This is a genomic window from Bradyrhizobium sp. B097 (genome assembly GCF_038957035.1).
Classification (GTDB): domain Bacteria; phylum Pseudomonadota; class Alphaproteobacteria; order Rhizobiales; family Xanthobacteraceae; genus Bradyrhizobium.
This window is the reverse complement of sequence record NZ_CP152412.1, coordinates 1,233,477-1,254,875: the sequence shown is the minus strand read 5'-3', so window position 1 is coordinate 1,254,875 and position 21,399 is coordinate 1,233,477. Positions and strand designations below refer to the sequence as shown.

The following is a 21,399-nucleotide window of genomic DNA, read 5'->3' as shown; positions in this document are numbered from 1 at the left end:
TCGCTCCGCTCGCGCCTCAGGATGACGGATTTACTGCTTAGCCCGGCTGGAGCGCCCTACTTCCCCAAGCCCCGCAGCACGAGCTGGTTCAGGCGGCTGGCGAAGGCGGCCGGATCGTCGGGCATCTCGCCGTCGAGGATCTGCGCCTGCTCGAACAGCAACAGCGACAGATCTTTCGCCTGCGCGGTGTCGGTCGCGAGCGCGGCAACCAGCGGATGGCGCAAATTGATCTCGAGGATCGGCTTGGTGATCTCGCCGCGGTTCTGCTGGGCGAGCAGCCGCTCCAGCGCGCGGTCGCGCGCGTCACCGCCGGCGACGAGGCACGACGCGCTCGCGGTCAGCCGCTGCGAGGCGCGGACGTCGGAGACGCGCTCGCCGAGCGCATCCTTGATCACGGCGATCGTGGTCGCGGCATCGGCCTCCGGCTCGTCCCTCTTCTCGTCCGCCTTGTCGTCGACGAGCGGGATCAGGCCGAAATCGACATCGCCCTGGCTCAGCGACTTCAGCGGCTTGCCGCCGAACTCGAGCGGCGCCGAGGTCCAGAACGCGTCGACGGGATCGGTCAGCAGCAGCACCTCGATGCCACGCGCGCGCGCCGATTCCAGCTTCGGGTTCGACTTCAGCCGCTCGACGCTGTCGCCGACCAGATAATAGATCTCGGTCTGGTTCGGCTTGAAGTCGTCGACAATTTGCTTCAGCGAGCGCTTCTCGCCCGACGTCGTGGTGAAGCGCGCCAGCGCCAGGAGCTTCTCGCGGCGCTCGAAATCCTCCCACAGGCCTTCCTTGATGACCGGGCCGAACGCGTCCCAGACCTTGGTGAAGGTCTCCGGCTCTTTCTCGCCGAGCTGCTCCAGCTCGCCGATCACGCGGCTGGTGACGGCCTTGCGGATCTGCGCGAGCTGCGGATTGTTCTGCAGCATCTCGCGCGAGATGTTGAGCGGCAGGTCCTCGCTATCGATCACGCCACGGATGAAGCGCAAGTACGCGGGCAGCAGCTCGGCATCGTCGGCGATGAAGACGCGGCGGACATAGAGCTTGACCTTGCCCTTGCGCTCGACTTGGAACAGGTCGAACGGCTTCTGCGACGGCGCGAACAGCAGCACGGCATAGGACTGCCGGCCCTCGGCACGATAATGCAGCGTCATCGCCGGCTCGTCGAACGCGCCCGCGATCTGCTTGTAGGCCTGCGCGTAGTCTTCAGGCGTCAGCTCGGATTTCGAGCGCTGCCACAGCGCACTCGCCGAGTTGATCTGGCGCGGCTCGCCCTCCTCCGGCACCAGGAGGATCGGAAACTGGATGTTGTCGGAATATTCGCGGACGATGCGCTCGATCTCGTAAGCCTCGAGATATTTGGCGACGTCCTTCTTCAGGTGCAGCACGATCTCGGTGCCGCGCGTAACGCGCTGGGCGGCCTCCTCGCTCGCCGGCGCGATCTCGAAGCCGCTGCCGCCTTCCGACGTCCACACCCACACTTCATCGCTGCCGGCGCGGCGGCTGGTGACGACGATCTTATCGGCGACCATGAAGGCGGCATAGAAGCCGACGCCGAACTGGCCGATCAGGTTGGCGCCGTCCTTGGCCTCGGTCAGCTTCGACAGGAACGATTTGGTGCCGGAGCGCGCGATGGTGCCGAGATTGTCGATCAGCTCGGCCCGCTCCATGCCGATGCCGGTATCGACCACGGACAGCGTATCGGCCGCCTTGTTCGGGACGATCCTGATTTCAGGCGGCGTGCCGTCGGTGATCAGGCCGGGATTGGCGATCGCCTCATAGCGCAACTTGTCGCAGGCGTCGGATGCGTTCGAGATCAGCTCGCGCAGGAAGATATCGGTCTCGGAATAAACCGAATGCACCATCAGGTGCAGCAATTCGGCAACCTCGGCCTGGAACGGCTGGGATTCGGCGGCGGCAGTTGTGGTCATGCAGAAACTCGGACAAACGGTAAGTGGCGGGAAAGCCCTGATATAGCGCGATCGCGCCGCCTGGCAAGACGAGCGGCCGGGAACCGTCAGTCCGAGATCGCGGCGAGATAGCGCGCGACCGAACGGTCGAACGCCGCCCTGGCGTCGGTTGCGATGTTCTTGCCCCACCAGGCGCCGTAGATCCGATCATACGCCAGCGGCTCGACCGTGCGCGCGATGCGGCGGACCGCGGACGCGTTGAGCGGGATGTAGTTCGGATAGGAATACATGAAGCTAACCGAGCGGCGGTCCATCGCCACCATCGCGATGTCGCCGGTCAGGAGCGCACCGCGTCCGTCCGCCCCCTTGCGCCAATGCAGCATGGTGGCGCCGGCGAAATGGCCGCCGCCGCGCAGCAGGAGAATGTCTTCGGAGATGCGATGGCTGTCGCCCTGCCACGGCACGATCGACGAGTAAGGCCGCGTCACCCATTGCTCATCGTCGCCGTGCAGATAGACCGGCGCGTCGTCGAACGCCGCGCTCCAGTCGGCGACCGCGCCATAGTAATGCGGGTGCGAGATCGCGATCGCCTTCAGGCCGCCGAGCGACCTGACATGCGCGATCGCCTCCTCCGTGGCCAGCGGCACGCAGTCCCACATCACGCAGCCGCCGTTGTCAGGCACCAGCAGCGCGCGCTGCCCGATCGCAAAGGACGGCTCGAGCGCCAATCCAACCAGCCCGAGATCGTCGCGCCAGACCAGCCGGTGCCGCTCGGCGAGCTCCTCGCGCGTCAGCCAGGCTTGCCCGTTCCAGTTCACATATTGCCGCTCGTCCTCGCAGATCGGACAGGACGAAGGCGGCGCCGCGGTTTCGGGAAATTGCGCGCCGCATTGTTCGCAGGTCCAGAGAGGCATTGAGAGCACACGCGTTGGGGTGAAGCTGATCCCCTGATCTACGTCAGCCACGCAACGCGTTCAATGCCGGCGCCCCAGTTCCATCTGCATCTCCGCTGGCGCTGCGCCGAACTTGCGGCGGAACGCGCGGTGGAAATAGGACAGGTCGTTGAAGCCGACCGTATAGGCGATGTCGCTGACCTTGCGGCCGGCGCCCTGCGCGTGCAGCAGCAGCCGGCGCGCCAGCAGCAGGCGCTGCTCGAGGACATATTCCGAGAACGTGGTCCCTTCGGACGCGAACAGGCGTTGCGCCTGGCGCGTGCTCAGCGCATTCGCCCTCGCTATGGCCTCGATCGTGAGCCTGCCATTGTCGAGATTCTTCAGGACATCGGCCTTCATCAGATCGAGCCGCGCCTTCGCCACGCCATCGCGCGCGGCCAATTCCTTTGTCTCGGCACTGCTGCCGAGCACGAGGCCGACCAGGTCGGCCAGATGATGCGCCGCCGCCTGCTGTCCCGGCACATCCAGATCGCCGGCGAGTTCGGTGCAGAGCGTCGAATAGCGCTCGATCATCGCGCTCAAGGCCGGCTCCCGCCCAAGCGTCCGCGCCAGCTGGGTCTCGGCCATGGGGGCGACCTGGAGCAAGAGGCGCCGCGGAAACCGCGTTGTCGTAAAGCTGCCGGACTGGGTGAGATCGGCGGTGCCGACGACATTCATTTCGGTGAGGCACATCTGGCCGCGCTTAAGCTCGATCGCCTTGCTGCCCTGTGTGACTTGCACCGCGCCGCGCGTCGCGAAGATCAGGACGAGATCGTCGCAGCCGTCGCTCAGAAGCGCGCGGGTGCGGGCAAAACGGGCCGAGCCGCCGCGCGGCGTCGCGATCGCGACCGTATGCAGCAGTGTGAACTCGTTATGACAATCGATGCGGTTGTCGTCGGTCGGTCCGACGTCGAGCCGGCAGAAGCCGCGGCAAATGCCCTCGCGCCAAGCCTCATAGGCCGGCCCTTTCGCCAGCCCGTGATGGAAGATCGAGAAGCGGTTGGGCACCTGTGTCTCGGACATGATCCGTGCTCCGAACGCCCGATCGACCTCGACGCTGGCTCGATCGATCGCCTGCTGCCCGATATGCGCATGTCACACGCATGTCGTTCCTGTCCCTACGCTTGGCGCGACGGTCCACGACTCCGGCGGGGAGCCTGATACCACTCCGCCGATTGACGGTAAAGCTATTCACGAGATGCAACCCTATGATGCGAAGCGCGAAAGCCGGGAATAAAACGGCGCAGCAGTTTCGTGACGCCGCGCTGCCATGGCTCGACGATGCCTATGCGTTCGCAAAGGTGCTGATGGGAACCGAGGCGGACGCCGAACAGGCCGTGCAGGATTGCTATCTGCACGCACAGCGCCAGTTCGACGGCTTTCGCGGCACCGCCGTCAGGCCGTGGCTGCTCGCGATCCTCAAAACCGTCTGCCAGGAAAAACTCGGCGAGATGCTGGTCCGCCGCGGCTCGCCGACGGACGATGCCGGCACCAAGGAAAAGTCCAGCCGGCGCGCCTCGCCGACGATCCGGCAACTCGTCGACGACCTGCCCGCACCGCTCGGCGAGGTCATCACCCTGCGCGAAATGATCGATCTCTCCTACAAGGAGATCGCTGAGGTGACCGGCGTTCCCGTCACCACTGTGATGGCGCGCATCGCGGAGGCCCGCGGCCTGCTGCTCGCAGCGCGGCGAGCAGCGACCAGGGCGGCGCCGGAGGCGAGCCCTGCAAGCGGCACATCGAAACCCACGATCTACCGCGCGAACGCCTGTTGAACCGCCGCGGACTCGGTGACGCCGTTGGCGATCAGGAGCTGGAGTAGCACGCGCGCCTTCTGCGGATTGAGATCGAGCGCGACCGCAAAGCCGAGCTTGTCGTCCTCGACCTCGACGTTGCGGTTGACATAGCCCGAGCCGACGCGGGTCGAACGCACCACCATGACACCCTGCTTCGCCGCGGCCGCCAGCGCATCGATCGCGCCCTTCGATGAATTGCCGTCACCGACGCCGGCCAGCACGATGCCCTTGGCGCCGCGCTTGACCGCATCCTCGACCTCCGCGGCATCCATGTTGGCGTGCGAATAGATGATGTCGACCCGCGGCAAGGGCGGCGCGTCCGGCAGCTTCAGCTTGGCAGTTTTGACCGGTGCGGCCGGTTGCAGAAAGCGCAGCGAGCCGGTGTCGACATAACCGACCGGACCGGCATCCGGGGAACGGAACGTCTCGACGCTGGTGGTATTGGTCTTCTGCACCCAGCGCGCGGCATGGATGGTGTCGTTGAGCACCACGAGCACGCCGCGGCCGCGAGATTCCGGCGCCGATGCGACCCGCATCGCCTCGTACAGATTGGCCGGACCATCAGCCCCGATCGCAGTGGATGGCCGCATCGATCCGACCAGCACGACCGGCATGTCGGTATCCAGCACGTTTTGCAGGAAGAACGCCGTCTCCTCCATCGTGTCGGTGCCATGCGTGATGACGACGCCGTCGACTTCCTTGTTGTCGATCGCGGTGCGGATGCGCTTGACGAGATCGAACCAGACCTTGTCATTCATGTCCTGCGAGCCGATCGACGAGATCTGCTCGGCCGAGATCTGGGCGAGCTTGTCGATCCCCGGAATGGCGGCGATCAGGTTCGCCGCGCTGACCTTGCCCGAATCATAGGCATTGCCGGCGCGTGCATTGGCCTGGCCCGCGATGGTGCCGCCGGTGCCGAGTACGAGCACGCGGGCCAGCGCGCCGCCGGCGGGCGACTGCTGGGCGATGGCCGGCGACGCGAGCCCGATCACGAGGGCTGCGGCAAGGCCAACGATGATGCGTACGGAACGAGCCGATCGAAGCGAGTGCAGCGTCATTTCTTCCCCCAGTGACAAATTGCGTACTCACAACTCGTGGTTTTATCGCGCAAGAAATGGACAAACTTGCGGCGGAAACCATCGGGGACGGAATTCCGCCCTTCCCGGCCGCTCCCACCCGGTACCCTGCTCACACCGCCTCGTTCGCCGGCGCTCCTGCAAAATGTTGACACCGCCGGAATGGCGGCGCACATTTTTCGAAGATTATTCGAAATATGAGCCCGCCATGCATTTCGAGCTTCCCGACGACCTCCGCGTTCTGCAAGGCCGGGTGCGCGACTTCGTGCGCAGCGAGCTCAAGCCCCACGATGCCGCGATCGAGGCAACCGGCGAGGTGCCGGAGAGCGCGATGGCCGGCCTGCGCAGGATGGGATTGTTCGGCACCAACACGCCCAGGCAATTCGGCGGGCTCGGCCTCTCGATGCTCGGCAGCTGCCTTGCGATCGAGGAGCTCGCCAAGGCGCACACCGCCTTCTACTATCTGAGCGGGGTGAATGTTCATATCGGCTCGAAGGCGATCGAGTTCTTCGCGCTGCCTGCGGTTCGCGACCGGTATCTGCCCGAGCTCGCCAGTGGGCGGATGATCGGCGCCTTCGCGCTGACCGAGCCGAACACCGGATCGGATGTCGCCCGCATCCAGACCAGGGCGCGGCGGGACGGCGATCATTACGTGCTCGACGGCCGCAAGACCTACATCACCAATGCGCCGGTCGCCGGCGTCTTTACGGTGTTCGCCACGCTCGACCCTTCCGCCGGCGCGAAGGGCATCGCGGCGTTTATCGTGGACGCGAAGACGCCGGGCATCTCCATCGGCCGCCTGGTCGAGATGGCCGCCGGCCGCGGCTCTGATCATGCCGAGGTGATCTTCGAGGGCTGCCGCGTTCCGCGCGAAAACCTGCTCGGCCAGGAGGGTGGAGGATTCGCCATCGCGATGCGGTGCCTGGATGCCGGGCGCACGCATTGGGGTGCCTATTGCGTCGGCGCAGCGAGCCAGCTGCTGGACTACGCGCTCGAACATGTCTCGGAGCGCGAAACGTTCGGACGCAAGCTGCGCGACCACCAGGGCATCGAGTGGCAGATTGCCGACATGGCGAGCGCGCTGCATGCCGCGCGCCTTGTCGCCTATGAGGCGGCCTGGCGTTATGACCAGAGCGACGCCGCCGCCCGCACCGCCGCCGCGGCGCTGTCCAAATATACCGGCGCCGACATGGTGCAGCGGCTGGCCGACATGACCATGCAGCTGTTCGGTGGTGCCGGTTATTCCAGGGACCTGCCGATCGAGCGCATCTGGCGGGAAACGCGGGTGGTCCGCATTCTGGATGGCACATCGGAGATCATGCGGCAGATCATCGCCCGCAACGCGTTCCGCAACCATGAACGGCGGAACGCGCCAATCTGACAACCGCCTCTTCCACTTCATGTTGCAATAGTTCTTGGTGATCCACTGCCGCTGTCTTACTGTTTTTGCGCGACGCAAGATTCTTATTCTGACGCGTTTTCTTTGCGCGAACCGGTATCCACTTCGCTCGAAAACGCTCTTGGAGAAGGACGTGGCTTCGGGGACGACGCTCAAGCTCAAGCAACAACGCAGCCGCGACCGGCGCGAGCAGATCCTCTCGGCAGCGACCAAGCTGTTCGGCCAGAGGGGCATCGACGGCACCTCGCTCACCGAGATCGCTGCCTTGGCGAAAGTACCGCTCTCCAGCATCTATGACTATTTCGAGGACAAGCGCGCGCTGGTGCTCGATGTGCCCGAAGGCAATTTCGAAGCGCTGTATCAGAAAACCGAACCGCTGCTGGTGAAGGGCGGCGACCCCGTCGAGCAGCTTCGCATCATCTTCCTGACCAACTTCCAGTACATCAAGGACAACCCGGGCTGGGGCCGCGTGTTCTTCCTGGAGATATGGCCAAGCGTCCTTGCCGCCGAGCCGCGGGTGAAGAAGGCGGTCGACAAATATGCGCTGCGCTATGTGCAGCTGATCAAGCAGGCGATCCGCGCGGGCACCTATCGCCGCAATCTCGATCCCTACACCGCGATGTCGCTGATGATGGGCGGCATGTGTCACTTGACCGCGGTCTGGCTGCTGTACGGCCGCAAATACGATCTGGTGAAGAAGGGCAAGACGCTGTTCACCACGCTGCACAACGGGTTTGTTCAGCGTTAGCTGCGCTTCCCCCATCCTACGCACTGCCCATCCCATACACCAGGAAGCGTCATGCCCGGCCTTGGCTTCGGCGGCCCTCATGATTTGATCCAAATTCATCGTTGTTTTGGCCGGCCCCAGAGGCGATCCCTTTCCCAGAAAACCAATACACAACCGTCGAAATCCTGTTCTAGTATGACGCCATGGGCGACCCGCGGTTGGACTCGCGGGCACTGGGGACGGGAGCGAACCGATGGACGTCAAGGCCGTTCTGCCGCCGCGTGGCCGCGACTATCGCCTCGATCTGCTACGCGGCTTCGCCAACTGGGCGATCTATCTCGATCACATCCCGAACAACGCGGTGAACTGGATCACCCAGAAGAATTTCGGCTTCAGCGACGCGGCCGATCTGTTCGTGTTCATCTCCGGCTACACCGCATCCTTCGTCTATGCGCGGACGATGCTCGAGCGCGGGACCGTGATCGGCGCCACCCGACTGATCAAGCGGGCCTGGCAGATCTACGTCGCGCATGTCCTGCTGTTCGTGATCTACATCGCCGAGATCGGCTATCTCGCCCAGCGCTACCACGACCCCAACCTGGAGAACGAGTTCAACGTCGCGGGCTTCATGCAGAACCCGGCCGAGACGCTCTATCAAGGCCTGATCCTGGCGTTCAAGCCGGTCAACATGGACGTTCTGCCGCTCTACATCGCGCTGATGCTGGTCTATCCGCTGGTACTGTGGGCGATGCTGCGGAAGCTCAATCTGACGCTGGCGGCCTCGTTCCTGCTCTATCTCGCCGCGCGCCATTTCGGCTGGAATCTGCCGGCCTATCCAGGCGGCTCATGGTACTTCAACCCGTTCTGCTGGCAGTTCCTGTTCGTGTTCGGCGGCTGGTTCGCGCTCGGCGGCGCAAGCGAATCGATCACATTCATCCGCTCGCGCGCCTTCCTCTGGCTCGGCGGCGCCTATCTGTTGTTCGCGCTGGTCATGACGCTGGCGGGCCGTTTCCCGGAGCTGGGCCAGGCGATGCCGGCCTGGCTCTATGACGCCTTCAACCCGAACGACAAGACCAACCTCGCGCCCTATCGCGTGCTTCACTTCGTGGTGCTGGCCTTCTTCGTCACGCGCTTCCTGCCGCGCGAATGGCCCGGATATGAATGGCCGATATTCCGGCCGATCATCAAATGCGGCCAGCAGTCGCTCGAGGTGTTCTGCTCGGGCGTGTTCCTTGCCGTGGTCGCGCATGTGGTGCTGGTCGAGGTCTCGGGCAGCCTCTGGATGCAGATCCTGGTCAGCGCGATCGGCATCGTGCTGATGACCGTGCTCGCCTATTACCGCTCCTGGTCGAAGAAGGTCGACAAGGCGCCGAAGCCGCCCGCGGCCGCGCAGGCGCAGGCGCCGGCGGCCGCGAAGCCGGCGGAATAGGCGCGTCATCGATGTCGCGTGCCTTCTATCACGATCATCCTGACATCCTGCAGCTCGAAGCCGAGGTGCGCGACGCACGGCACGGCGCCGTCCTCGTCGAACGCTCGCCGTTCTTTCCCGGAGGGGGCGGGCAGCTTCCGGACCAGGGTGTCCTGAGATGGTCCGGCGGCGTGCTGCCCATCACCGGCCTTGAGCGCGACGAACGCGGCCTGTGGCATCTGTTTGCCGGCGAAGCCCTGCCCTCCGGCAACGTGACGCTCGAGGTCGAGCCGGCATTTCGCGCCCTGATGTGCGAACTGCACACGCTGGCCCATGTCGTCAATGCACTCGTCTACACGCAGTTTGGCGGCGCCCTTCTCACCGGCGCCCAGCTCAACGCCGATGCCACGTTCCGCGTCGATTTCGATCTGCCGGGAGCCGACAATGGCACGCTGCGGGCGCTCGAGGCGCCGCTGAACGAGGTCATTCGGCGGGATCTTCCGGTGCACAGCGTCTTCATGCCACACGACGAAGCGCAGGCCGTGCCCGGCCTGTTCCGCAGCAAGGCCGTCGCCCCGCCGGCCGGGGAGGATGGACTCGTTCGCATCGTCGAGATCCTCGACCTTGATCGCCAGGCCTGCGGCGGGACGCATCTGGCGTCGACCGGGCGCGCGCGACCCGCGCGTATCGTCAAGATCGACAACAAGGGCCGCCAGAATCGCCGGATCAAGGTTGCGGTCTGACCGGCTCTCCCAAGCCGCCCGCGCTTGCTATTTGGCGAGCGGCTTGCCGGCCGTCTCCGGCGCGAGCCGGATCAACGGCAGACCGATCAGATAGATCAGCGACAGCATCGATATCGCCAGCGGGAAACTTCCGGTGCGAGCGGCGAGCACGCCGATCAGGGTCGGGCCGGCGGCGCCGAGCACGCGGCCCATGCTGAAGGCGAAACCGGAACCCGAGCCGCGCAGCGCGGATGGAAACATCTCCGGCAGCCAGATCGTGAACAGGCCGAACACGCCATTGGTGAAGAAGCCGAGCACCGGGAGCAAAGCCATGAACAGCACCAGACTATCGAGCCATTCGATCGCGACTTCATAGCAGACCACGACCGAGATCAGCCCGCCGATGAAGAACAGCACCGCGGTGCGGCGCCGGCTGCCAAGCCAGCCGGTGATCCATGGCACAAGAAGGCAGCCGATCAGCGTGCCGACATTGGTGATCAGCCCGGCAACCGCCCCCATCTCCTGCGCATGCGCCGGCGTCGCCCCCGCCGCGACCAGCTTGGTCGAAATCACGGTCGGCGCCCAGAAGTTCGACGACCACAGGCCGAAGATGATGCAGGCCATCATCAGCGCAGCCGCCCAGGTGGTGCGCGCCTGATCTCCCGCAAACAGGGCCGAGACCGAAGGCCGCTCGCGCGACGCGCTGCCCTCGGGTTCGGGAATGTTGCTGCGCAGATACGCAATCAGCAGCGCCGGCAGGATGCCGAGCAGGAACATGCCGCGCCAGCCGAGCGTGCTGCCGATCACGAGCGTCACGGCAGCGGCGAGGAACAATCCGGTCGGCGTGGCCGTGTGCAGCCAGCCCGCGAGCCGCACCCGCGTATTCTCCGGCACGGATTCCTGCAGCAGCGGCGTGCCCGCAGCCCATTCACCGCCGATGCCGAAACCGGCAACGAAGCGAAACAATGCGAACATCACGATCCCGGTCGCAAGGCCGCTTAGCGCCGTGAACAGCGAGTAGACCAGCACCGTCCAGCACATGATCCTGACGCGCCCGTAACGGTCCGCGGCCCAGCCCCAGACCATCGAGCAGGCCCAGCCCAGCATGAAGATCGAGAACAGCAGCCCGCCATAGATGCCGATATTGGCCTTGCTCGGCTCGATGCCGCTGGCGGGCAACAGCTCGCTCAGCGCGCTGACCAGGATGTAGCCGTACATGGAAGAATCGAAGCCATCGAGCATCCAGCCGAACCAAGTCGCCCAAAACACCTTTCGCGGCGACACCGCACCAGTCGCCGCCACCGACGGCGCAACGGCATCAACGATGCTCTCAGTCATGTTTCCTCGCACGTTTCTTTTGTGCTGAGGACTATGACGGGGTTTGAGCGAGGGGACACCACCGGCAAACGGGACGGAGGTATCCGGCATGAGAATGGCGGCGCCGTTCACATCGATGTCACGGCGACGGCACGAACGCCCGCCTCGGCGTCATCCGCGTCTTCGCGCCGGGAAGAAACTCGGAGCAAGTGACGGCGAAAGACCTCGCCACTGGCGCATCTGGCGCTCAGCAGATGCGCAGCTGCACCGCAAAAACAGCCCCCGGATTATCCAGACCGCGAGACCATTGAAATAGATGCTCGCAGTAGTAGTATCAATACTATTGATCGCCCTCCTGCGCAATTATTTTCGATTGGGAGATTTCAATGCTTCGCGTTTTCAGAGCTTGTATCATAGCAATACTGCTAACGGTCTGCGTTCAAGGCGGCGAAGCGGCACCGGACTTTCTGGTCGATGGATGGACGCTTGGGACGTCCGTTTCCGCGAGCGATTCCAGGCTGAAATCATTCACCTGCAATTCGAGCCCGGACTTTGCGCGTCTTACGTCCTGCAATCGCACGCAAACCAGAAACAGAGGCTACAATTACACCGCTGACAGCATATTGCTATTCGGTGAGGACCGGAATCTTCTGCTCGTGGCCATCAAGGTTGCTCCTGTCCTGCTGACAAAAAAGGAGATCCTGCGAGAGATTGACGAGCTCTCGCGCGAACGTGGCGGCGCGCCAGACGCAGCGGATTGGACCAGCGACGGTCAATCCGTGATCGCGAAGTGGGGGGATCTAAAGTTCGAGGAACTTACGCCTGCCTCTCTCGAGTATGGCGCGTTGGCAGAAGGACGAGAGATACATTCCGGCGTACTCGTCGATCCTCTCGGTGACGCCCAAGCGTCCGCGAACAAGGGCCTACCTGTCTATCGTACGGGTGGGGGGAAAGGCTATGTTTATACAGCGAGCTTTGACAAGAAGGGGCAAGGACACCGACAGTATATCGCGATCAACGGTGCGGAGATCAGCCAACGGCTCCTGGAAGCGGCCGTATCTTCGGCGCTCGACAAGGACCGCCGCCTGTCAGGCAACGACTACTCTCTTTGGCCTGAAGTTGCCCTAGCATTCCGGCGATTTGCGCGGGATACGTCGGTCGAAACAGCAATTGCGGGTGTCGACACCGTCTTTGATCGATATCCGTCCAAGAAGTATCGCACGCGAGTTTGGCCGATGCTTCCGTCCGGCGCCATCGGACACCTTGCCGATCACATGCACTACGCGTTGGACATATACGGACCGAAGACCGACTTTCCGAACATTCGGAAATCCATCGAAGATTTTCTCGCAAAAAACCCTTCAGATCGCTTTGTCGAATTCCCTTACTATGTGATCGGCGATCTCGACGAAGCGCTCAAGAAGAGCTCCGACGACTCTCCGATAAGGGCCGTTTTGCACTACGCGATTGGCCTGAGAGAAATGGGCAACGTGCTGCATGATGTTTACGGGACCCTGAAGAAAGAGAAGGCCGATGTTGACGAGCCGGATGCGGTGGTCGAGCGGGTCAGCGACCTGATACGAGATACCGATCATGTGAAGGGCAGGTATTTGGTCGACCTGCTGCCTGACTACTCTGCACGCGTAGGCCGGATCTACCCTCATTTCGAGGCCGTTGTTGCTGATCCGAAGACAGCCCATGCCGACGATGCCGCCTTCATGCTGGGCTGGCTGAAGATCAACGAGGGGAAACTCGACCAAGCACTGCCCTATCTTTCCAAGGCGATGATTGTCGGAAACGGAGATTATAAGGATCCGGGCGCAAGGAGAGCAGTGCTTCGCGCCGTCTCGGGTCTTCCAACGACCGAAATGCGATCAATCGTCGACAAGGACGCCAACTTCCCGAAGCAGCCGATCCTCGCTTATGTCGCCGCTAGATCGGCATATCGAGAGTTCAATTACCCGCTCGCCATCACGCTGGCCAACCGGTACCTGAAGCTCATGGGCATCACGCCCGAGAGCCTGCCGTCCACGACAAGTCCGGAACGGATAGACGCGGCTCTCAAGAAGTTCGACGCTGAGGAGCGAGACGATCCGAATCTTGTTGAATTGCCCTACCTACTTCAGGCATCGCGAGAATTCATCGACTTCATCAATTTTACCACAACGATTCAGGGCAAGCAGCCGGCCGAGGTCATACAGCGGACCCGAACCATAGTCATAAAGTACTCAACGATCATCGACGATGAGAACCCCAAGCGGAAGAATCTGAAGAAATATGGATTGTTGGCGTTTACGCATCGCGACCTGCGGCAGGCAATTCATATGGCCGATATTGCTTTGTCCAGCACGCCGAAAGCTCCCTCGTACAACAAGCTGCGCGAATGGCTCTACTATCGGAAGGCGCGATTGTCGGCCAGCTTTGCCCCCGACAGCGTCGCGGCGACCGTCAATAGCATGCAGGCCGAATTCCCAAACTCGACCTTGCTGGACGATGCGTTAGCCGAGCAGCTTTATGCGGAGGGTCTTCGCAAGAAGGACCTGGCGGCGGCGCGCGCGACCTTCAAGCGCCTGCTAGAAGTTTCACCGAATGGAAACGCCGTCGATAACGCCTACTCGATCATGGCCCAAACACTCGCATGCGCCGGCAAGGGCGAGGAAGCAAAGAAGATGGACCAGGAAATCGTCAGGCGATTTACTCTCACGCGCCACGCGGACGATGCGCGAGGGCGATTGGCTGGAGACTACAGTGTGCGCACCTGCGACGATGACGAATGACAAGGACGCATCAAACGTAGAAGACATGCGCGTCAATCCGACAGTTCACGCGCGACTCGCATCCCGCGATCGTCATCGAACGTGTCGATCCCTGCGGAATCTCGTGCCGCCGACCTGAGCGCAAACGGTCCGTAGCGCCAGGATCCTCCTCGTATCACTCGCTTGCCGCAGTTCGCCGCCACCCATGGCGAGCCATCCGGTTCCTTCGTGGAGTATTCATAGAAGGCACAATCCTCGACCCATTCGGCGACATTTCCATGCATGTCGTGCAGGCCGAAGGCATTGGCCTTTTTGCTGCCAGCGGGATTGGTGCGCCCGTCCGAATTGGCATCATACCAAGCATATTGCTTCAGAAGCGCGTCGTCGTCGTTGCCGAAGGAATAGAGGCCTTGTCCCCCGGCGCGCGCGCTGTATTCCCATTCGGCCTCCGAGAGCAATCGATAACGCTGCCTGGTCACTCTCGAAAGCCAACCGGTGTATTGCTTCGCGTCATTCCAGGTAATGTTGATGACCGGCCGATTGCCGTCTTCCCATGCGGCATGGCGCGCTTCGCAGTCACCGTTCGCAACACAGAGATTCCATTCGTCGAAGGTGATCTCATTCGTGGAGACGGCGAACGGCTTGGTTAGAGATACCCGGTGTTGGGGACGTTCACGAGCAAGTCCTTGCGTTCCGGGCGCCCCCATCAGGAACGGCTCGACCGGGATCGCGACCATCTCCGGGCAACCAATGCAGTCCGCAAATGGCTGCCCTCGGCCCAGCGCGAGGACTTGCTGATCTGACTTGGCAGAGGCTTTCGCAAATCGAAAGTATGCCTCCTTGATCGCCGTAAGGTACTCGCTCCTGCCGTATTCCCATAATCCGACCGCCGAAAGGATCAGGGCGACTGTCGCAACAAGTGCCGCTTGCGTACGAAGCCTTCGTGATCTCAGCGAGCTTCGGCTACGGGTGATGAACTCGCGGTCCTTGACCGGAATATCCTCCGCGCGGCTGGCTAACCAGGTGAGGGCCTGCTTCAGAGCCAAGCCAAGCAGCAGAGCTTCATCCTTGGAGTCGGAGGGCGCGGAATCCCATGCGCGACGAGCCAGTTCAAGCCCCGTCCGCCATGTCAGGAACTCTCGTTCCGATGAAATCCACGAGCGAAGCTTGTCCCATCTCCGGAAAATCGCTTCGTGAGCGACTTCAGCGTAGAACGTCCTGCCAGGAATGCGCTCCCCATCCTGCGGCTCCGACGCAGTCGTCGTCATTTCCGGGGTAAAGGTGCTCAATAGACGATATGGATCGTTTGCAAGTTGAGTAACCAGGCGCCATTCGGCATCCGAGAATTCAGAACGGGACGCGCGCCTGCGGGTTGGTTCACCGTCTTCGCGAACTGTTGCAAGCCGGAGTGTAAAGATCCGACGTAACGCGTTTTCCGACTCTGGATTGGACGAAATAAACAGATTGGCGCGATCGACCAATACCCGTCCCAGATCGATCGACTGGTGCGGAAGCCGGAGGATCCCGTCGCCGCGCTCAACCATCTGCTTCCACATTCCGTCGAGCAAGTATGACAGAAGCGGCAAGGCGCCGGCATCCTTGATCGAATCGTCGGCAGCGCGCTTTGCCAGGTCATCGGCCAGGGTATCGCTCTCGAAGCGTGCGGACAGCAATTTGGCCGGACCGCCCACCACCTGAAGAAGCTGATCTTCGCGGAGAGGGGGAACATTGATCTGAATATGAGCCCGGTACAGCGGCGCGTCGCTCTGCAGTTCGCCGAGGAAATCCGATCTCATGCTCATGAGCGCACGGATGCGGCCGTCGGCGACTCCCCGTTCCAGCAATTTCGAGAAGCACTGACGCTGGTTGGGGTCCGAACGCAGGTATAGTTCTTCACCCTGATCGACGTAGAGAAAGAAGGACGCAGGTGGGACCTGGTTCAATTCGACATACCGGCGGCAGGTCTGATCGATCAGGTCCTGCAAATCGAGTTTCTCTTCAAGCAGCTTCTCGATCCACAGCTTCCGGCGGTCAGGCCATTCGGTGGTTGTGCCATCGAGCTGCCAGGTTGCCAGGAATGCTTCGACCAGCGATTTGATCGGCGTCGCACCCGGCCGAAACGACAAGACGCACCAGCGCCGGCTGTTGCTGAAGCTGGCTGGCCAGGCTTCGGCACTCTCCTCGGGCCACCGCTGTCTGACCATCGCAGCGAGCACCCCCGCCTGGGCTACAGACGACTTTCCAACGCCAGAGTTACCGAGCAGAATTGGTACTTTGTCCGGATAATTGTGCAGAGATCGAAGGACTTGAGTGGTTTCCTTGGCACGGCCAAAGAAATAATCGCTATCCTTTTGCTCCATCGCGGAGAGACCCCGATATGGGGAAGTGTAACGCCAGAGGGCTTGCGGAGTTTCGGTGGAGTTCGCGGCTGCTCTAAACAGGAGCGCTATTGTGGCTGCAGACGATAGATCCGCACTCACAATCCAGTGCAGTCTTCGCAGAAACGGCAGTCCCGGCGCGGTCTGTCCTTCCTGCAGCAGGACGATAATCGGCAAATCGTCGTGCGCTACCTTCCGATCGAGCGCTTCACCATATTCCAGCACTTGCCATGGCCCAATTCCGCATTCTCCCAGGACCAGAACAAAAACAGTTGAGGTCGCGATCTCCTGGGCAAGCTGGTTGGTCCAGAATCCTCCAGCCCTCATACTTGCCGGGGCAAAGAAAATGCTGGCAGTCGCATCGTGCGTTTCAATCCCTTGCTTGATGCGTTCCGCAAGCGGGCGTTCCGGCGAGTGATAACTGATGAACCAGCGATGCACCTCGACCTCCCCTTGGAGCAATTGCTCCGGCAGCATGCTCGCCACATAGTTGTACTCCTAAAACAGTGTGCGTAAAGACTGTGATTTTTCGGATCAATGGCGGCGTGTCAGGCACCCGGATTGTCTCGCCAACCAGCGGAGGTGTCTGCGCACAATTGATCTCGGACTTCGGCTCGCAATCAGCGAGCTCATACCGCTCGACCTCAGCTGGCATCCGGCGGCCATCGTCGCGCGACGCTTTCTCGGCAATGGTTTCCAGATTGTCGAAGTCCCGGTCGTGCCTGGGGATCATGCCGCGGTTCGCTCGACGGGGCGCGATCGGCTTGTTAAGCCGCGTCCCGCAATGACAATTTGAGTCGGGACATGACCGTAGCGATCGAGATGGGACAGACGACGGCCGGCGCTTCGGCGGCCATCGACCTCGAGGAGCTATTGGCGACGCGCCTGTTGGTGCAGGGCAATTCCGGTTCCGGCAAATCCCATCTGCTGCGCCGGCTGCTGGAACAGAGCGCACCATGGGTGCAGCAGACCATCATCGATCCCGAGGGTGACTTCGTGACCCTGGCCGAGCGATTCGGTCACCTCGTCATCGATGCCGAGGACCATACCGAGCGCAGCCTGCAGGTCGCCGGCGAGCGCGTGCGCATCCATCGCGTCTCGACCGTGCTCAATCTCGAGGGGCTCGACGCCGAGAATCAGATGCGGCGCGCCGCGGCCTTCCTCGGCGGCATGTTCGAGGTTGCCCGCGACCACTGGTATCCGATGCTGGTGGTGGTGGACGAGGCGCAGCTGTTCGCGCCGGCGATCGCGGGCGAAGTGTCCGACGAGGCGCGCAAGCTCTCGCTCGGCGCGATGACCAATTTGATGTGCCGCGGCCGCAAGCGCGGGCTTGCCGGGATCATCGCGACCCAGCGGCTGGCCAAGCTCGCCAAGAATGTCGCCGCCGAAGCATCGAACTTCCTGATGGGCCGGACCTTCCTCGACATCGACATGGCGCGCGCCGCCGACCTGCTCGGCATGGAGCGGCGGCAGGCGGAGGCGTTCCGCGACCTGGAGCGCGGACAATTCATGGCGCTGGGGCCCGCGCTCTCCCGCCGTCCGCTGGGCTTGCGCATCGGTCCAACCGACACCCAACCGCGCAACGCGGCGCCGCGGCTGATGCCGCTGCCTGAAGCGGCGCTCGAAGACGCGCGCGCGATTATCCTGGCTGCGCCGCCGCCTGAAACGGCGGCCAGGCCGCCGCGCCGGACACCGCCGCCCGACCTGCTCAGCCAGCTGATGGCCGCCAAGCAGCCGGCACCGGAGCAAGATCCCGAAGCCACGGAGCCGCCGCCGAGCGCCGAGCAGCTGGCCGAGCGGCGTGAGCGGCTGGATCGCATCCTGCGCGCGATCCTCGCCGAGCCCGACGCCGGCTTCCGCGCCATCGGCGTGCTCTATCAGGAGTTCGTGGTCCGCTGCCGGATCGAGGGTCTCGGTGCCGTCGTGCCCGAGCTAACCGATTTTCGCCGCATGCTGACGCGCGCCCGCGCCGGGCTCGGCACCGAGATGGCGGAGGACGACGCGTGGCAGGATGTCTCGCTGCGTGCCGCCATCCTGCCCGAGGACATGCAGGGCGTCTTCATGATGATCGCCCGTGCCGCGAAGGAAGGCTGGCCCTGCCCGAGCGATGCAGCGATCGCCCGCGCCTATGGCACGCACTCGCTGCGCCGCGCCCGGCATCTTCTGACCTACATCGAGGAGCAAGGCCTCATTGTCTGCCAGCTTGACGGTGCCGGCCGGCGGATCGTGACACTCGTCGAGCTCGCCTGGGCCACGGCCGCGGCCGACCCGAATGCCGACGAAGCGCCGGCGGAAGCGGTCTCCAACAGCTCGTCGCTGTGATCGCGCGCTGAGCACGTCATGCCGGCCGCTTCTCTCGTCAGAGACACACGGGATTGTCCGTATGCTTCCGACAGCGCTGAATGCGCTGCAGCCGGAGCTCGATCTCAGGGAGCTTGCTGTCGTCCATCGGCGCAGCAGCGTATGCGTTTCGCAGCTTCGTCAGACGGGCGTTGACCCGATCGGCGATGATATCGGCGAGAATGTCCGCGGCAAGTCCGTCCTTGGCCTCAATCGGACCGGCTTGCGAGACGGCCCTTGCAACGTCGCCGCAGATGGCGTCGGAGGCTGTGCCGGTCGGGAGCGCCTGCAATTCTGCTGGCCATCCCTTGGTGAGATCGATTCGGCCTCGATAAAGTGTAGCCAGAGCGTCGAGGTAACGTTTGCTCTCGGACATTTTCGAACATGCAGTCTTGAGTTCCGCTGTCCCGGCATAGTCGGCAAGGCTTGTCTGAAGGGCCGAGATGGCCTGCACCGGCCACTCTGTCATCTTCACCTTGCTCAGATAGGTCGCGTTGGCCTGCTTGACGGCCGCTTTCACATCATCGGCAGGCGTGACGACCGGAGGCTCGTAGGTGCCCAACCCGAAGCTGGCATCATCATGCAAAGCGTCGTCCATCGACTTCTGCAGCCAGGCGACATTGGCCGCTGTTGCCTGATAGCCGGTCACAACGTGGCGATGTTGAACCGAGACGTTCGTGACGAGCGTACCCTTGTCGGGACCGACCGTCACGTACTCCGCCGAACCTCGATAGAGGTCGAAGTCGACGTCGTTTCCGTCGTGGTAGAAATAGGCGGTATTCTTGCGGTAGTCGCCAATCGCCACGACGCCGAGGTTGCTCTCGGCCAGGTGCGCGACAATGGCCTTGGCCAACGGCTTGGCCGCCGCTCTTGCGTCCCGCAAGTAGATATCCATTGCGACGGGTGCACCATATTTTCGGAGTGCGACCACGCTGCCGAAGAGCTTGTTTCCGGTCTCTTCAAGATGCTTGAGCGAACCGCCTGTGAGTGACGACAGCTTGATCTCTTTGGCACTCTTCAGCTTTGGCGCAAGCGCCCGTATCGCAAAGTAGGTGTCGACGGCCCCCGACCAGCCCATCGGGCTCGGACTTTCGACCCGAATAGCAGATAGTCCAGGCTCGGCGACCGATGCCTTTGGGCTCTTGAGCGAGGCCGCCAGAAGGCCCCGCCAGTAGTCCGGATCGAGCGCGTCCAGATTGTCGACCGTCTGTTCAGGTTGGAGGGTCGCATCGAAAAACACGGCTCCGGTAAAGACATCGTTCGCTGCATCGCCGGTTCCGTACAACGCGATAGCCGTCAAGCATTGTGCAAAATCACCATAGGTTAGATATTTCGGCGCCTCCGGATTCAGGCAGGTCTGGATCCGCATCTTGTATTGTTGCGTCAACAAGGCCTGGAATGCCGAGATCGACAGATCGTATTCCTGCTTCTGGACGATCGAGAGGCCGTCCAGCCGGCCGTTGAACACATCCAGACGGTCGGTGATCTCGTCGAACCGGGTCTGCATTGACGAATAGATCGTATCGAGGGCGCGATCGACGCGGTCGAATCTGTCGTTCATTTCAGACTCGAGCTGGTGAATATCCGCCCTCACGGAAGCAAAGCCGGATTGCAACAGCGCTATGGTCGGATCTTGCCCGCCCGGTCCAAAGAGCCCGACGATGGAAAGTGCCGCATTTGCTATGTTACCGCTGAGCAGAATCTTCGCAGCATCGGTTACGCCATTGCGCCCCAATTCCACCACCGCGTCGGCGATCGCGCCCACGCTCTTCACGCCGGTTGAGAGCTTGTACTGTGCGTCGGGGTTATTTCGGAGAACGATCCGGCCGAGCAGCTGAACCGTTGAAACGCCGGCAGCGATGCGCTCATGTTGCGCGGCAACCTGCGCCGCTTCGACCTGTTTCTTGTTCTCATCGACAATAAGCTTGGCAAGCTTGTTATGATCGCCCGTCAGCTGCGTGACCTGCTCCTGAAGGGTTTTCATGCCCCCCTTTAGATCCTTGACCTCGGCCTTGATGACCTTGCCGTCCTTTTCAAGCTGGACAACGTCGGTGTTGATGCTGCCAAATATGAGGTCAACGTATTCCCTCACGAGCTGGTCGCCGATCTTGACGTCTGCCGATATTGCATCGAACCGAATGTCGACGGCCGCCTGATAGAGCGTCTGATGCCAGTCCTTGTTGCAATCGCCAACCTTGGGAAGGTCCGTGAGATCGATGGTGGAGGAAACCAGCGGGCCGGCAGGGGTGTATCCTGCGACAAGATTCACCATCCATGTCGCGCCAGCCTTGCTCATGCAGTCCTGCCAGGCCGGGTCCAGATCGCGATTTATGTACGTTTTGCCACCACTTTGCTCAACGAACAGCGACCTCTTTTTGAGATCGGCCGCGTATTCCGGTTTGATCTCGAGCTTGTACGCACCACCTGCGATGTCTCCGGACTTGACTCTCTCGACGATGATTTGCCTTTCCGTGTCCGTGAGTGCCGACGCGGAATGGACCGAGAGCAGAAAAGTGAAAACGCCGATCGCCAGCCGCATGAAAGTCCCCCCATTTGAAAACCCTCCATCCTGTGCGGACGGCGAGGCGTCAGAAAATTTTGATGAAGCAGCCGGGCGGATCAGCCTGACCTAAAGAGCGCCCCGGCT

Annotated in this window: 14 protein-coding genes; 7 read left to right on the top strand and 7 right to left on the bottom strand. The window is 62.4% G+C overall.

Features of this window, described 5'->3' with window-relative positions; genetic code table 11:
- Window positions 1-56 precede the first annotated feature (56 nt).
- From htpG to AAFG07_RS05620, 3 genes are all read right to left on the bottom strand, one after another.
- A complete protein-coding gene (htpG, locus tag AAFG07_RS05630) occupies window positions 57-1,922 on the bottom strand; it encodes a molecular chaperone HtpG (protein WP_342726376.1) in 1,866 nt (621 codons plus the stop codon).
- 86 nt (window positions 1,923-2,008) lie between these two features.
- The gene (locus tag AAFG07_RS05625; RefSeq protein WP_342726375.1) at window positions 2,009-2,815 is read right to left on the bottom strand and encodes an MBL fold metallo-hydrolase; all 807 of its coding nucleotides are present in this window, start codon (window positions 2,813-2,815) and stop codon (window positions 2,009-2,011) included.
- 60 nt (window positions 2,816-2,875) lie between these two features.
- Window positions 2,876-3,856: an AraC family transcriptional regulator gene (locus AAFG07_RS05620; protein WP_342726374.1), complete on the bottom strand. Its 981-nt coding sequence runs from the start codon at window positions 3,854-3,856 to the stop codon at window positions 2,876-2,878.
- A gap of 185 nt (window positions 3,857-4,041) precedes the next feature.
- Here AAFG07_RS05620 and AAFG07_RS05615 point away from each other — a divergent pair, with 185 nt between their 5' ends.
- Window positions 4,042-4,608 carry a sigma factor-like helix-turn-helix DNA-binding protein gene (locus tag AAFG07_RS05615; protein ID WP_342726373.1) on the top strand — a complete coding sequence of 189 codons (567 nt, stop codon included), beginning with the start codon at window positions 4,042-4,044 and terminating at the stop codon, window positions 4,606-4,608.
- Here the strand turns inward: AAFG07_RS05615 and AAFG07_RS05610 are convergent.
- Window positions 4,587-5,687: an asparaginase gene (locus AAFG07_RS05610; RefSeq protein ID WP_342726372.1), complete on the bottom strand. Its 1,101-nt coding sequence runs from the start codon at window positions 5,685-5,687 to the stop codon at window positions 4,587-4,589. The genes AAFG07_RS05615 and AAFG07_RS05610 overlap by 22 nt on opposite strands.
- Window positions 5,688-5,913: 226 nt before the next feature.
- Here AAFG07_RS05610 and AAFG07_RS05605 point away from each other — a divergent pair, with 226 nt between their 5' ends.
- The 4 genes from AAFG07_RS05605 to AAFG07_RS05590 all read left to right on the top strand — a co-directional run bounded on the left by AAFG07_RS05605 (window position 5,914) and on the right by AAFG07_RS05590 (window position 9,982).
- Window positions 5,914-7,086: an acyl-CoA dehydrogenase family protein gene (locus tag AAFG07_RS05605; RefSeq protein ID WP_342726371.1), complete on the top strand. Its 1,173-nt coding sequence runs from the start codon at window positions 5,914-5,916 to the stop codon at window positions 7,084-7,086.
- 151 nt (window positions 7,087-7,237) lie between these two features.
- Entirely contained in the window at window positions 7,238-7,852 is a 615-nt protein-coding gene (locus AAFG07_RS05600) for a TetR/AcrR family transcriptional regulator (RefSeq protein ID WP_342726370.1), read from the top strand.
- A 232-nt stretch (window positions 7,853-8,084) separates the two neighbouring features.
- The gene (locus AAFG07_RS05595) at window positions 8,085-9,260 is read left to right on the top strand and encodes an OpgC domain-containing protein (protein ID WP_342726369.1); all 1,176 of its coding nucleotides are present in this window, start codon (window positions 8,085-8,087) and stop codon (window positions 9,258-9,260) included.
- Between the two features lie 11 nt (window positions 9,261-9,271).
- The gene (locus AAFG07_RS05590; RefSeq protein ID WP_342726368.1) at window positions 9,272-9,982 is read left to right on the top strand and encodes an alanyl-tRNA editing protein; all 711 of its coding nucleotides are present in this window, start codon (window positions 9,272-9,274) and stop codon (window positions 9,980-9,982) included.
- A 27-nt stretch (window positions 9,983-10,009) separates the two neighbouring features.
- Here the strand turns inward: AAFG07_RS05590 and AAFG07_RS05585 are convergent, their stop codons facing one another.
- Window positions 10,010-11,299 carry an MFS transporter gene (locus tag AAFG07_RS05585; RefSeq protein ID WP_342726367.1) on the bottom strand — a complete coding sequence of 430 codons (1,290 nt, stop codon included), beginning with the start codon at window positions 11,297-11,299 and terminating at the stop codon, window positions 10,010-10,012.
- A 365-nt stretch (window positions 11,300-11,664) separates the two neighbouring features.
- Between AAFG07_RS05585 and AAFG07_RS05580 the strand changes: the two genes are divergently transcribed.
- Window positions 11,665-14,055, top strand: coding sequence for a hypothetical protein (locus tag AAFG07_RS05580; protein WP_342726366.1), 2,391 nt, complete (start codon window positions 11,665-11,667; stop codon window positions 14,053-14,055).
- A 32-nt stretch (window positions 14,056-14,087) separates the two neighbouring features.
- On the opposite strand, the gene AAFG07_RS05575 is transcribed toward AAFG07_RS05580, so the two are convergent.
- Complete coding sequence (locus AAFG07_RS05575; protein ID WP_342729061.1) at window positions 14,088-16,889, bottom strand: SUMF1/EgtB/PvdO family nonheme iron enzyme; 2,802 nt, start codon at window positions 16,887-16,889, stop codon at window positions 14,088-14,090.
- A gap of 327 nt (window positions 16,890-17,216) precedes the next feature.
- On the opposite strand from AAFG07_RS05575, the gene AAFG07_RS05570 reads away from it, so the two are divergent.
- Window positions 17,217-18,734, top strand: coding sequence for an ATP-binding protein (locus tag AAFG07_RS05570; protein ID WP_342726365.1), 1,518 nt, complete (start codon window positions 17,217-17,219; stop codon window positions 18,732-18,734).
- A 37-nt stretch (window positions 18,735-18,771) separates the two neighbouring features.
- Here the strand turns inward: AAFG07_RS05570 and AAFG07_RS05565 are convergent, their stop codons facing one another.
- On the bottom strand, window positions 18,772-21,291 hold the full coding sequence (locus tag AAFG07_RS05565) for a hypothetical protein (protein WP_342726364.1): 2,520 nt from the start codon (window positions 21,289-21,291) through the stop codon (window positions 18,772-18,774).
- Window positions 21,292-21,399 lie beyond the last annotated feature (108 nt).

Coding starts and splice junctions, on each gene's coding strand:
- htpG (WP_342726376.1), bottom strand. CDS start 1,922: ATGACCACAACTGCCGCCGCCGAATCCCAGCCGTTCCAGGCCGAGGTT.
- AAFG07_RS05625 (WP_342726375.1), bottom strand. CDS start 2,815: ATGCCTCTCTGGACCTGCGAACAATGCGGCGCGCAATTTCCCGAAACC.
- AAFG07_RS05620 (WP_342726374.1), bottom strand. CDS start 3,856: ATGTCCGAGACACAGGTGCCCAACCGCTTCTCGATCTTCCATCACGGG.
- AAFG07_RS05615 (WP_342726373.1), top strand. CDS start 4,042: ATGATGCGAAGCGCGAAAGCCGGGAATAAAACGGCGCAGCAGTTTCGT.
- AAFG07_RS05610 (WP_342726372.1), bottom strand. CDS start 5,687: ATGACGCTGCACTCGCTTCGATCGGCTCGTTCCGTACGCATCATCGTT.
- AAFG07_RS05605 (WP_342726371.1), top strand. CDS start 5,914: ATGCATTTCGAGCTTCCCGACGACCTCCGCGTTCTGCAAGGCCGGGTG.
- AAFG07_RS05595 (WP_342726369.1), top strand. CDS start 8,085: ATGGACGTCAAGGCCGTTCTGCCGCCGCGTGGCCGCGACTATCGCCTC.
- AAFG07_RS05590 (WP_342726368.1), top strand. CDS start 9,272: ATGTCGCGTGCCTTCTATCACGATCATCCTGACATCCTGCAGCTCGAA.
- AAFG07_RS05585 (WP_342726367.1), bottom strand. CDS start 11,299: ATGACTGAGAGCATCGTTGATGCCGTTGCGCCGTCGGTGGCGGCGACT.
- AAFG07_RS05580 (WP_342726366.1), top strand. CDS start 11,665: ATGCTTCGCGTTTTCAGAGCTTGTATCATAGCAATACTGCTAACGGTC.
- AAFG07_RS05575 (WP_342729061.1), bottom strand. CDS start 16,889: ATGCTGCCGGAGCAATTGCTCCAAGGGGAGGTCGAGGTGCATCGCTGG.
- AAFG07_RS05570 (WP_342726365.1), top strand. CDS start 17,217: ATGACCGTAGCGATCGAGATGGGACAGACGACGGCCGGCGCTTCGGCG.
- AAFG07_RS05565 (WP_342726364.1), bottom strand. CDS start 21,291: ATGCGGCTGGCGATCGGCGTTTTCACTTTTCTGCTCTCGGTCCATTCC.